Source organism: Pectobacterium aroidearum (genome assembly GCF_041228105.1).
In the GTDB taxonomy this organism is placed as follows: Bacteria; Pseudomonadota; Gammaproteobacteria; order Enterobacterales; family Enterobacteriaceae; genus Pectobacterium; species Pectobacterium aroidearum.
Genome location: NZ_CP166097.1, coordinates 593,776 through 606,424 on the forward strand (window position 1 = coordinate 593,776; position 12,649 = coordinate 606,424).

Below are 12,649 nucleotides of genomic sequence, written 5' to 3' on the forward strand. Positions count from 1 at the left end.
TGAGGATTGTAAGAGGGATACGCCATGCCGATTCAGGTGTTGCCACCGCAGTTGGCTAACCAGATTGCCGCCGGAGAAGTGGTTGAGCGTCCGGCTTCGGTCGTGAAGGAGCTGGTGGAAAACAGTCTGGATGCAGGGGCAACTCGGATTGATATCGACATCGAGCGCGGTGGTGCGAAGCTGATTCGTATTCGTGATAATGGCTCGGGCATCGGAAAGGATGAGTTAACGCTGGCGCTGGCGCGCCATGCGACCAGCAAAATTGCGACGCTCGACGATCTGGAAGCGATCGTCAGCATGGGCTTTCGTGGCGAAGCGCTGGCGAGTATCAGTTCTGTCTCCCGCTTAACCCTGACATCACGCACCGCTGAACAATCCGAAGCCTGGCAAGCCTATGCCGAAGGGCGCGACATGGCGGTGACGGTCAAGCCCGCCGCCCATCCTGTTGGCACTACGCTGGAAGTGCTGGATCTGTTTTATAACACGCCCGCCCGCCGCAAATTCATGCGTACCGAGAAAACCGAATTCACGCATATTGATGAGGTGGTGCGCCGCATTGCGCTGGCGCGTTTCGATGTCGCGATTACGCTGCATCATAACGGTAAGCTGATACGACAATATCGTGCGGCACCGGATAAAAGTCAGTATGAACGCCGTTTGGGCAACATCTGCGGGGCGACCTTCCTGCAACATGCGCTGGCGGTCTCCTGGCAACATGGCGATCTCACCATTCATGGTTGGGTGGCCGATCCGGTTGGCGCTAAACAGCTGCCGGATATGCAGTATTGCTACGTGAACCAGCGCATGATGCGCGATCGGCTCATCAATCACGCTATCCGACAGGCTTATCAGGATCAGCTTAGCGACGATCAGCAGCCCGCTTATGTATTGTATCTGGAGATCGACCCGCATCAGGTGGATGTCAATGTGCATCCCGCCAAGCATGAGGTGCGGTTCCATCAGGCGCGTCTGGTGCATGATTTTATCTATCAGGCGGTGATGTCCGTTTTGCAACAGGCATCCGCGCCGGGACTCGGCATGACATCGCCGGAGACTGGGAAGCCCGTGCAATGGCAGCAGGAAAATCGTCCTGCTGCTGGCGAAAACCATTTTGCCCAGCCGCCGCGTACCGATAACTCCCCATCGTATGGCGGGAAAACGCCGCGTGCGGGGCATTCTGGTCAGGCGAAAGAATCTGCTTATTCCGGCTATCAACCGGAGAATCCGTACCAGAAAAAACAGGGCGATCTGTATAAGGCGTTGTTGCAACCAGCGGATGGCGCGGCAGGTGCGTCAAACCCGTCTGGTGAGCGTATTTCTGTACCGGCGAATCGCGTTATGCCGCCAGAGGTAGTGGTGCTGTCGACGGCATCACACGATTCCCCCCCAAATCGAACCGCGCCAGATGTTACAACCAGCAGTAGCAAGCCACGCGCGCCGATTGAGTCGCCGCTGGAAAGCCAATCGAACGGTTTCGGGCGCGTATTGACGGTTTATCCGCCGTGCTACGCGCTGTTGGAGTACCATAAGGGGCTGGCGATGCTGTCGCTTTCGGTTGCTGAGCGCCATCTGAAGGCGGTGCAGTTGACGCCGTCGGAAGAGGGGCTGCGGGCGCAGCCGTTATTGATTCCGCAGCGTCTGACGTTGAGTAAATCTGAGCTGAGCGTGTTGTCTGCACATCACGCCTTGCTGGCGCGTTTTGGTATTGATGTCTTGGTTGAGTCACAGCGTGCAACGCTGCGTGCTGTACCTTTACCATTGCGCCAACAAAATTTACAAAACTTGATCTCCGAACTGATAGGCTATCTGGCCAACTATCAGACGGTTGAGACACAGCAGGTGGAACCTGGTGAATTAGCATCGTGGATGGCAACACGATTGCAGAGTGAGCAGGAAAGCTGGAGCCATTCTCAGGCCATACAATTACTGGCGGATGTCGAGCGGCTTTGTCCGCAGTTGGCAAAAACGCCGCCGTCTGAACTTTTATATATGATGGACATCCATGATGCCATCAAGGCTTTAAAGCATGAGTGATGTAGAAAAAGCGTCGTTGCCGCCTGCCATTTTTATCATGGGGCCAACGGCGTCAGGAAAAACGGCGTTGGCAATGGCGTTAAGAGAATATTTGCCGGTAGAGTTGATTAGCGTAGATTCCGCCCTCATTTATAAAGGCATGGATATCGGGACTGCGAAACCGAGTGCGGAAGAGCTGGCATTGGCACCGCATCGGTTAATCGACATTCTCGACCCGGCGGAATCTTATTCTGCGGCCGATTTTCGCCGCGATGCGCTACGTGAGATGGCGGAAATTACCGCAGCCGGGCGCATTCCCCTTCTGGTTGGGGGGACGATGCTGTATTTCAAGGCACTGCTGGAAGGGCTTTCTCCTCTGCCGCCAGCCGATGCTGCCGTGCGCCAGCGCATTGAAGAACAGGCAAAAGAAGTCGGCTGGGAAGCGATGCATCGGCAGCTTAGTGAGATCGATCCGGTAGCTGCAATTCGGATTCATCCAAATGATCCGCAGAGACTCTCGCGAGCACTGGAAGTTTTTTTCGTTTCAGGTAACACTTTAACTGAACTGACAAAAACGTCTGGCGACGCGCTGCCCTATCAGGTTCATCAGTTTGCTATCGCCCCGGCGACACGTGAATTGTTGCATCAGCGAATTGAACAGCGTTTTCACCAGATGTTGGCGGCGGATTTTGAGAGAGAAGCCCGGTTATTATTTGCCCGGCAAGACCTTCATACGGATATGCCCTCTATTCGTTGCGTTGGTTATCGCCAGATGTGGTCATATTTATCCGGTGAAATTGATTACGATGAAATGGTTTATCGGGGAATTTGTGCGACGCGTCAGCTAGCGAAGCGCCAAATGACCTGGCTACGCGGTTGGGATGATGTCTGCTGGCTGGATAGCGAAAAACCGACTGAAGCACTGGACAAGGTAATAGAGGTTGTTAGTGCATAGGTTGGGTGATTGTGTACAATCGGTGAGTCTCAGCGTGCAAGTTTTTACACCGTTATTTTAGAGCCGTAGGGCTCTTTGTTACAAACAACATACAAATAAGGAAAATATAGAATGGCTAAGGGGCAATCTTTGCAAGATCCGTTCTTGAACGCTTTGCGTCGTGAACGTGTTCCGGTTTCGATTTATTTGGTGAACGGTATTAAGCTGCAAGGTCAGATCGAATCTTTCGATCAGTTCGTGATTTTGTTGAAAAACACGGTAAGTCAGATGGTTTATAAGCACGCCATCTCTACAGTTGTTCCCTCTCGTCCTGTATCTCACCATAGCAACAATCCAGGCGGCGGCAGCAATTATCACGGTAACAACACGGCGGCTTCGCAGCAGTCGCAGGAAGCTGATGACGCCGAATAAGGCGTATTGTCAATTCACCACGGCGCGGGAGAGCTGGACGCATCGCTCGGCTCCTTCGCTGTGGTGTTTTTTGCTCGTTTAAGAGGTTACTCGCTTGTTTGACCGTTATGAATCAGGTGAACGGGCCATATTAGTTCATATTTTTTTCTCGCAAGATAGAGATACTGACGATCTGCTGGAGTTTGAATCTCTGGTTTCTTCTGCCGGTATTGAATCCTTGCAGGTAGTGACTGGTAGCCGTAAGGCACCTCACCCCAAGTATTTTGTCGGGGAAGGTAAAGCCGAAGAAATTGCTCATGTAGTCAAAGAAACCGGCGCGTTTGTCGTGCTGTTTGATCATGCGCTTACGCCAGCTCAGGAACGTAATCTGGAGCGTTTGTGCGAGTGCCGGGTGATCGATCGTACCGGACTGATTTTAGATATTTTTGCCCAGCGTGCGCGTACTCACGAGGGGAAATTACAGGTAGAACTGGCACAGCTGCGCCACCTTGCGACTCGATTGGTTCGCGGCTGGACGCACCTTGAACGCCAGAAAGGCGGTATCGGTTTGCGTGGCCCGGGTGAAACCCAGCTTGAAACCGACCGTCGTTTATTACGTAACCGTATCACTCAGATACTGTCGCGTCTTGAACGGGTAGAAAAACAGCGTGAACAGGGACGGCGGTCGCGGGTTCGCGCCGATGTGCCCACCGTGTCGCTGGTGGGCTATACCAATGCGGGTAAATCCACGCTGTTTAACAAGATTACATCGGCGGGCGTCTATGCCGCCGATCAGTTATTTGCCACACTGGATCCAACATTGCGTCGCATTGAAGTGGATGATGTCGGTGATACAGTGCTGGCGGATACCGTAGGTTTTATCCGGCAGTTGCCCCACGATTTGGTGGCTGCGTTTAAGGCTACATTACAGGAAACACGTCAGGCCTCATTGCTGTTGCACGTTGTTGATGCCGCCGATCCTCGTCTTGACGAGAACATCGAGGCGGTTAATGACGTACTGGCGGAAATCGAGGCGGATGAAATACCTGCGCTGTTGGTAATGAACAAGATTGATATGCTGGATGATTTCGTTCCGCGTATCGATCGCAACGAAGAGAATCTACCGGTACGGGTCTGGCTTTCAGCACAGACTGGTGACGGTATTCCGTTGCTATTTCAGGCATTGACTGAGCGGCTTTCCGGGGAAATCGCACAATATACCTTGCACCTTCCCCCGCAGGCAGGACGCTTGCGTAGTCGTTTTTACCAGCTTCAGGCAATAGAAAAAGAATGGATTGAAGAGGATGGGCAAATTGGTCTGGTTATTCGTATGCCGATTGCTGACTGGCGCCGCCTCTGCAAAAAAGAGCAGGAACTGATGGACTATATTGTCTGATTTGACTGGCAAAAACAGTCTGAACGGTGAAATAGTCTGACGGACTCTGGGATATTGAACCTGAAGAACACCTATCATAAAGAATGGAGCTAAAACATGGCGTGGAATCAGCCCGGTAATAACGGACAAGACCGCGACCCGTGGGGGAGCAGCAGCAATAATGGCGGCAACTCTGGCGGAAATAACAATAAAGGTGGCCGAGATCAGGGGCCGCCGGATCTGGACGACATCTTCCGTAAACTGAGCAAAAAACTCAGCGATCTGGGTGGCGGAAAAGGTTCTGGCTCAAGCAACAGCGGAAATTCTGGCGGCCCAGCTCTGGGTGGTCGGATCGTCGGTATCGCTGCCGTCGCTGCGGTTGTCATTTGGGCTGCTACGGGTTTCTATACCATTAAAGAAGCGGAACGCGGTGTCGTAACGCGCTTTGGTAAATTTAGCCATTTGGTTGGGCCTGGTCTTAACTGGAAACCGACCTTCATCGACTCTGTTCGCGCAGTGAACGTCGAGTCGGTGCGTGAACTGGCGACGTCGGGCGTGATGTTGACGTCAGACGAGAACGTCGTGCGCGTTGAAATGAACGTGCAATATCGTGTCACGCAGCCAGAACAATATCTGTTCAGCGTAACCAATGCGGATGACAGCCTGCGTCAGGCCACTGACAGTGCGCTGCGCGGCGTTATTGGTAAGTACACGATGGACAAAATTTTGACAGAAGGCCGTACCATCGTGCGTACGGATACCCAGCGTGTACTGGAAGAAACCGTTCGTCCGTACAACATGGGTGTCACGCTGCTGGACGTCAACTTCCAGACCGCGCGTCCGCCGGAGGAAGTGAAAGCTGCGTTTGATGATGCGATTGCCGCACGTGAAAACGAACAGCAATATATTCGTGAAGCGGAAGCTTACGCGAACGAAGTGCAGCCGCGTGCTAACGGTCAGGCTCAGCGTATTCTGGAAGAGTCTCGCGCTTATAAAACCCGTACCGTTCTGGAAGCTCAGGGTGAAGTTGCCCGTTTCGCCAGAGTTTTACCGGAATATAAAGCCGCGCCGGAAATCACCCGCGAGCGTCTGTATATCGAAACGATGGAACGCGTGCTGAGCCATACCCGCAAAGTGCTGGTCAATGACAAGGGGGGCAACCTGATGGTGCTGCCGTTGGATCAGATGCTGCGTGGACAAGGCGGTGAAAATACGCAAAGCAACAGCAATAACAGCAGCGCTAGCCCACTGCGTCTGCCCACTGGCAGCAGCGGTGCAGCGAACAGCAACCAGACGCGCAGCAGTAACAATGGAAATATCATGGATCAGCGCAGAGCAAATGCGCAGCGTGATGACTTCACTCGAGTAGGGAGAGAATAATCGATGCGTAAGCCCTTACTATTTATCCTGATCCTGGTACTGATGGTGGTCTATGCGTCACTGTTTGTGGTGCAGGAAGGCCAGCGCGGCATTGTGATGCGCTTTGGCAAAGTATTGCGTGATGACGAGAATAAGCCGCTGATTTATGCGCCGGGATTGCAGTTCAAGATTCCGTTTATCGACTCAGTGAAAATGCTGGACGCGCGTATCCAGACGATGGAAAACCAGGCTGACCGCTTTATCACTAAAGAGCAGAAAGACCTGATCGTCGATTCTTACCTTAAATGGCGTATCAGCGATTTCAGCCGCTACTATCTGGCAACGGGCGGTGGCGACATTTCTCAGGCTGAAGTGCTGTTGAAACGTAAATTCAGTGACCGTCTGCGTTCTGAGATTGGTCGTCTGGATGTGAAAGGTATTGTTACCGACTCACGTGGACAACTGATGTCTGACGTGCGTGAAGCGCTGAATACCGGTACGGGTGAAACCACCGAAGCCGATAATGCGATCGCTTCTGCTGCTGCGCGCGTTGAGAAAGAAACGACGGGCAACGAACCTCACATCAACCCTAACAGCATGGCTGCGCTGGGTATTGAGGTTATCGATGTGCGAATTAAGCAAATCAACCTGCCAACAGAAGTGTCTGACGCGATTTACCAGCGTATGCGTGCAGAGCGTGAAGCGGTAGCGCGTCGCCACCGTTCACAAGGTCAGGAAGAAGCTGAAAAGCTGAAAGCGGCGGCAGACTATGAAGTCACTCGTACGCTGGCTGAAGCTGAACGTCAAGGACGTATCACCCGTGGTGAAGGGGATGCCGAAGCGGCGAAACTGTTTGCGAACGCATTCAGTGAAGATCCTGACTTCTACGCTTTTGTTCGTAGCCTGCGCGCGTATGAAAGCAGCTTCAGTAATAATCAGGATGTGATGGTTCTCAGCCCGGATAGCGACTTCTTCCGCTACATGAAGTCACCGGATAGCAGCATGGCACCACGCCGCTGATAGTCATTAACTGACGTTTTTCATCAAGCCCGGGTTCTTTCTCGGGCTTTTTTTTGTCATTTGCTGGCAGAGAAATATCCAAAGGCTTGTCCTGCTCAAATCGGATGCAGGAAAAAGGGGTTGTTATGAATTCAACGATTTGGCTGGCACTTGGGCTGGTTTTGGTGCTCGAAGGATTGGGGCCGCTGCTGTTTCCTCGTCTCTGGCGGCGCATGATTTTGGGTATAGCGCAGTTGCCGGATAATGTTTTACGCCGTTTTGGCGGCGGAATAGTTGTTGCTGGGTGCGTGATCTACTACATGTTGCGTAGCCGGATGGGGAGCTAAAATTAAGCGGAAAAATGTGCGCAATCGTGTGCTAAAAGTACTGAAAGCATCCAAATGAGATGGTAGAATCCTTTTTTAAGCAACCTGGTGATTCTTGAAATGGGTAAGAACGTCGTCGTACTGGGCACCCAATGGGGTGACGAAGGTAAAGGCAAGGTCGTTGACCTGCTGACTGAACGGGCTAAATATGTTGTGCGCTATCAGGGTGGTCACAACGCTGGCCATACGCTGGTAATCAACGGTGAAAAAACCGTCCTTCATTTAATTCCTTCTGGCATTCTGCGTGAAAATGTTGTCAGCATCATCGGTAACGGTGTTGTGCTGGCGCCTGACGCATTGATGAAAGAAATGACGGAGCTTGAAGCGCGTGGCGTCCCGGTACGCGAACGCCTGCTGCTTTCTGAAGCCTGTCCGTTAATCCTGCCTTATCACGTTGCGTTGGATAACGCCCGTGAGAAAGCGCGTGGTGCGAAAGCAATTGGTACGACAGGACGCGGTATCGGTCCGGCGTATGAAGATAAAGTTGCTCGCCGTGGTCTGCGCGTTGGCGATCTGTTTGATAAAGAAACCTTTGCCGTCAAACTGAAAGAAATCGTCGAGTACCATAACTTCCAACTGGTTAACTACTACAAAGCCGATGCTGTCGACTACCAGAAAGTACTGGATGATGTGCTGGCGATTGCCGACATCCTGACAGCGATGGTCGTTGATGTTTCCGATCTACTGTACAAAGCGCACCTGCGTGGCGATTTCGTCATGTTTGAAGGCGCGCAGGGTACGCTGCTGGATATCGACCACGGTACTTATCCGTACGTGACCTCCTCAAATACCACTGCGGGCGGCGTTGCTACTGGTTCTGGTCTGGGTCCACGCTATGTAGACTATGTGCTGGGTATCGTTAAAGCTTACTCTACTCGTGTGGGTGCAGGCCCATTCCCGACTGAGCTGTTTGAAGAAGTCGGTGAGCATCTGTCTCAGAAAGGTAACGAGTTTGGCGCGACTACGGGCCGTCGTCGTCGTACTGGCTGGCTGGATGCGGTTGCTGTACGTCGTGCAGTGCAGATCAACTCGCTGTCAGGTTTCTGCCTGACCAAGCTGGATGTTCTGGATGGTCTGAAAGAAATTAAGATCTGTGTAGGCTACCGTCTGCCGAACGGCACCGAAGTGGATACGACTCCGCTGGCTGCCGAAGGTTGGGAAGGTCTTGAGCCGATTTACGAAACGATGCCGGGCTGGTCTGAAAGCACGTTTGGCGTGAAAGATCACAGCAAGCTGCCGCAGGCTGCGTTGAACTACATCAAACGTATCGAAGAAGTCACTGGTGTGCCGATTGATATTATTTCCACCGGTCCAGATCGCAGCGAAACGATGGTATTGCGCGATCCGTTCGATGCTTGATTGCGCCACTCTTAATGGGTGAAGTGCATATGAAAAAGGACGGGATTCCCGTCCTTTTTGCTATCTACCGTTTAACCGCTGTAGTGTGAACAACAACGGTTTCTGACTCGTTATTCCTGAGCGTCTTTCATCTTCTGCGCTTTTTTCTTCAGACCATCTAACAGCTTGTTGTGGATGTTGCTAAATCCGCCGTTGCTCATTACAAGAATATGGTCGCCTGGTTGTGCGGTCTTGACGATGTTTTCTACCAGCGTATCGATATCCGCGCTCCAATGAGCAGGCTGTACGCAGGCTTCCGCGACTTCGACGACCTGCCACGGAATATGGGCTGGCTGGAAGAGGAAAACTTCATCGGCGCGGCCTAATGACGGTGCCAGCTCATTTTTGCACATTCCCAATTTCATGGTGTTTGAACGAGGTTCAAGTACGGCCAAAATACGCGCCGTGCCGCCAACCTTGCTGCGTAGTGCTGACAGCGTCGCCAGAATCGCAGTCGGGTGATGTGCAAAATCGTCATACACCGTGACGCCATGTTCCGTACCGCGTAATTCAAGGCGACGACGTGCGTTGATAAATCCTCCCAGCGCGCGGCAGGCATCTGCGGGCAGTACGCCGACATGATGTGCAGCGGCAATGGCCATCAACCCGTTGTGCATATTGTGTTCGCCCACCAGCTTCCAATGAACTTCACCGACGAGTTCATTGTTCAGGTAAACCTGATACTGGCTGGCATCAATCGACACTTTCTGTGCACGCCATGTGCCTTCTTCGCCAACCAGTTCCTGCTCGCTCCAGCATCCCATTCCCATCACCTGTTTGAGGTTAAGGTCGTTGGTTGGCAGAATGATCTTCCCGCTGCCGGGCACTAGTCGCACAAGATGGTGGAACTGTTTCTGAATGGCTTTCAGATCGTCAAAGATGTCGGCGTGATCGAACTCAAGGTTGTTGAGCACCAGTGTTCTGGGGCAGTAATGTACGAATTTGGAACGTTTGTCGAAGAACGCACAATCGTATTCATCGGCTTCGAGCACCATGAATGGGCTGTCACCCAACCGTGCTGAAACGGTAAAGTTGCCGGGAACGCCACCGATCACAAACCCGGGCTGATAGCCACAATCTTCCAGAATCCAGGTGACCATCCCCGCCGTGGTGGTTTTGCCATGAGTACCCGCAACGGCAATCACCCAGCGATCGCGTAGTACATGATCATGCAGCCACTGTGGGCCGGAAACATAAGGTAATCCTTGTTCCAGTACGGCTTCGACGCACGGGTTTCCACGCGTCATCGCATTGCCGATGATGACCAAATCAGGGGCGGGGGTAAGCTGCGCTGGATCGTAGCCCTGAATCAGCGTGATTCCCTGCTCTTCAAGTAAGGTACTCATGGGAGGATAAACATTTGCATCTGAGCCCGTGACGTCATGCCCCAGTGAACGAGCAAGCAGGGCAAGGCCACCCATAAAGGTGCCACAGATACCTAAAATATGAATACGCATACATTTTCCATCTTCACAGTGAGTCTGTGTCACATTCTAACGCTATGAATCCACCATAAGAAATGGATTTGACTAGGTACTCACTTTCTCTTTGGGCTACACTGCATGCGCAAACGTTGGCGGTGCAGAAATGAAACCGCTTTTCATCCGTAGATTCTGGAATAGTGTTATGAAAACGTTAGGCGAATTTATCGTCGAAAAACAGCACGATTTCTCTCACGCCACAGGTGAGCTTACCGCGCTGCTGTCTGCTATTAAACTGGGTGCCAAGATTATTCACCGTGATATCAATAAAGCGGGTCTGGTTGATATTCTGGGTGCCAGCGGCATTTCTAATGTCCAGGGCGAAGTACAGATGAAGCTCGATCTGTATGCCAATGAGAAACTGAAAGCGGCATTAAAAGCACGTGGTGAAGTGGCAGGTATCGCCTCCGAAGAAGAAGACGAAATTGTTATCTTTGAAGGTGATAAGGCGGAAAATGCCAAGTATGTGGTTCTGATGGACCCGCTGGACGGCTCGTCGAATATTGATGTGAACGTCTCTGTCGGTACGATTTTCTCTATTTATCGCCGTATTACGCCGCTGGGAACCTCCGTCACGGAAGCGGACTTCTTGCAGCCGGGTAGCCAGCAGGTTGCTGCGGGTTACATCGTTTACGGTTCTTCAACCATGCTGGTGTACACCACGGGTCACGGCGTTCACGCTTTTACCTACGATCCGTCACTCGGCGTATTCTGTCTCTCGCATGAAAAAGTTTGCTTCCCGGAAAAAGGGAATATGTATTCCATCAACGAAGGGAACTACATCAAGTTTCCTGTCGGCGTGAAGAAATACATCAAATACTGTCAGGAGCAGGATGAAGAGACGCAGCGTCCTTATACGTCGCGTTATATCGGCTCACTGGTCGCAGATTTCCACCGTAACCTGCTGAAAGGCGGAATCTACCTGTATCCGAGCACGGCGAGCTATCCGAAAGGCAAACTACGTTTGCTGTACGAATGCAACCCGATGGCGTTTCTGGCGGAGCAGGCAGGCGGTAAAGCTAGCGACGGTAAGAACCGTATTCTGGATATCACGCCAGAGAAACTGCATCAGCGCTCACCGTTCTTTGTGGGAACGGAATCCATGGTTGATGACGTAGAACGTTTCATCCGTGAATTTCCCGATGCCTAATTAACGCTGTCCCGTGTTGGTGGGTGATCTGCCAACGCGGGATAACGGCTTATGGTGTGCTGCCCAGTACGCCATTTTTGTGGCTCGCCACAACCCGCGTTTTTTAGTGTTGTGCCTCGAACCAGCTTTCCAGAATAATCACCGCAGAAGCCGCATCTACGCTCCCTTTATCCAGCGCTTTAAAGCCGCCGCGTTCGAAGAGATCGGCACGTGCTTCCACCGTACTCAACCGTTCATCGTGTAGCGCAATCGCGACGCCAAAACGGCCATGCAGTCGGTTAGCAAACTTCCTCGCCCGTGCTGTTAGCGGCTGCTCGGTGCCATCCATGTTGAGTGGTAGACCGACGACGACCAGATCGGGCTGCCATTCCGACAACAGCTTCTCCACTTTTTGCCAGTCTGGGATCCCTTCCTGCGCTTTGAACGATGTTAGCGGGCGCGCTGTACCGGTAATCTCCTGACCGATGGCGACACCGATACTTTTTGTCCCAAAATCAAAGGCAAGAATGGTTCTGCTCTTCATCAGGCATGTCCCGCTTCGGTCGAGATATTATGAATATCGATACCCAACTTTCTTGCCGCCGCTCGCCAGCGTTCCGCAATCGGCGTGTGGAACAGAATGTCTTTATCGGCTGGCGTTGTCAGCCAGGCATTTTCTAACAGTTCTTCTTCCAACTGACCGTTCTCCCAGGCGGAATAGCCTAAGGCGACCAGCGTATTTTCCGGCTGACTCGGCGTGCCTAACGTTTCCAGCACGTCTTTTGACGTGGTGATCATCGTGTCTTCAGAGATGCTGATGCTGGAACCAAAGCCAGGGCAGGGCGTATGTAGGATAAAGCCACGGTCGTCCGCCAGTGGGCCGCCCATGAAGACGGGTTTATCCAATCGAATGGCAGGATCGCGTGGTGTCGGATCTATTTTTAGCTTTTTCAGCACATTTTCCACAGAAAACTGATCCATCGGTTTGTTGATGATCAGCCCCATGGCTCCGTCTTCATTATGTTCGCAGATATAGACCACCGAACGTTTAAATACAGAGTCCTGTAGTGCTGGCATAGCAATGAGGAAGTGATGCTGTAAATTCATTATGTATTTTTATCGATATCCGTCAGCGTTGGAGAAACGGCCCGTGTTGCGCGGGCC

At 52.2% G+C, this 12,649-nt stretch carries 12 protein-coding genes; 9 read left to right on the forward strand and 3 right to left on the reverse strand.

The window, feature by feature from the left end:
- Positions 1-24 precede the first annotated feature (24 nt).
- The 8 genes from mutL to AB8809_RS02680 all read left to right on the forward strand — a co-directional run bounded on the left by mutL (position 25) and on the right by AB8809_RS02680 (position 8,836).
- On the forward strand, positions 25-2,034 hold the full coding sequence (mutL, locus tag AB8809_RS02645) for a DNA mismatch repair endonuclease MutL (protein ID WP_349854686.1): 2,010 nt from the start codon (positions 25-27) through the stop codon (positions 2,032-2,034).
- Complete coding sequence (gene miaA / locus AB8809_RS02650; protein WP_180778746.1) at positions 2,027-2,968, forward strand: tRNA (adenosine(37)-N6)-dimethylallyltransferase MiaA; 942 nt, start codon at positions 2,027-2,029, stop codon at positions 2,966-2,968. Before mutL ends, miaA begins: the two co-directional genes overlap by 8 nt.
- Positions 2,969-3,079: 111 nt before the next feature.
- Positions 3,080-3,379: an RNA chaperone Hfq gene (gene hfq, locus AB8809_RS02655; RefSeq protein WP_015841848.1), complete on the forward strand. Its 300-nt coding sequence runs from the start codon at positions 3,080-3,082 to the stop codon at positions 3,377-3,379.
- Positions 3,380-3,473: 94 nt separating this feature from the next.
- The gene (gene hflX, locus AB8809_RS02660) at positions 3,474-4,754 is read left to right on the forward strand and encodes a ribosome rescue GTPase HflX (RefSeq protein WP_015841847.1); all 1,281 of its coding nucleotides are present in this window, start codon (positions 3,474-3,476) and stop codon (positions 4,752-4,754) included.
- Between the two features lie 96 nt (positions 4,755-4,850).
- Positions 4,851-6,113, forward strand: coding sequence for an FtsH protease activity modulator HflK (gene hflK, locus AB8809_RS02665; RefSeq protein WP_015841846.1), 1,263 nt, complete (start codon positions 4,851-4,853; stop codon positions 6,111-6,113).
- A gap of 3 nt (positions 6,114-6,116) precedes the next feature.
- Positions 6,117-7,112 (forward strand): protease modulator HflC, encoded by a 996-nt coding sequence (gene hflC / locus AB8809_RS02670; RefSeq protein ID WP_015841845.1) that lies wholly within the window; start codon positions 6,117-6,119, stop codon positions 7,110-7,112.
- Between the two features lie 125 nt (positions 7,113-7,237).
- Positions 7,238-7,438 (forward strand): DUF2065 domain-containing protein, encoded by a 201-nt coding sequence (locus tag AB8809_RS02675; protein ID WP_180778747.1) that lies wholly within the window; start codon positions 7,238-7,240, stop codon positions 7,436-7,438.
- 99 nt (positions 7,439-7,537) lie between these two features.
- Complete coding sequence (locus AB8809_RS02680) at positions 7,538-8,836, forward strand: adenylosuccinate synthase (protein WP_015841843.1); 1,299 nt, start codon at positions 7,538-7,540, stop codon at positions 8,834-8,836.
- Between the two features lie 110 nt (positions 8,837-8,946).
- On the opposite strand, the gene mpl is transcribed toward AB8809_RS02680, so the two are convergent.
- Positions 8,947-10,332 carry a UDP-N-acetylmuramate:L-alanyl-gamma-D-glutamyl-meso-diaminopimelate ligase gene (gene mpl / locus AB8809_RS02685; protein WP_194431131.1) on the reverse strand — a complete coding sequence of 462 codons (1,386 nt, stop codon included), beginning with the start codon at positions 10,330-10,332 and terminating at the stop codon, positions 8,947-8,949.
- Between the two features lie 169 nt (positions 10,333-10,501).
- Here mpl and fbp point away from each other — a divergent pair, with 169 nt between their 5' ends.
- Complete coding sequence (gene fbp, locus AB8809_RS02690; protein WP_010285800.1) at positions 10,502-11,506, forward strand: class 1 fructose-bisphosphatase; 1,005 nt, start codon at positions 10,502-10,504, stop codon at positions 11,504-11,506.
- Between the two features lie 103 nt (positions 11,507-11,609).
- On the opposite strand, the gene ruvX is transcribed toward fbp, so the two are convergent.
- Both ruvX and AB8809_RS02700 read right to left on the reverse strand, forming a co-directional pair.
- Positions 11,610-12,029: a Holliday junction resolvase RuvX gene (ruvX, locus tag AB8809_RS02695; RefSeq protein ID WP_015841841.1), complete on the reverse strand. Its 420-nt coding sequence runs from the start codon at positions 12,027-12,029 to the stop codon at positions 11,610-11,612.
- A complete protein-coding gene (locus tag AB8809_RS02700) occupies positions 12,029-12,592 on the reverse strand; it encodes a YqgE/AlgH family protein (protein ID WP_015841840.1) in 564 nt (187 codons plus the stop codon). The genes ruvX and AB8809_RS02700 overlap by 1 nt, the downstream gene beginning before the upstream one ends.
- Between the last annotated feature and the right edge of the window lie 57 nt (positions 12,593-12,649).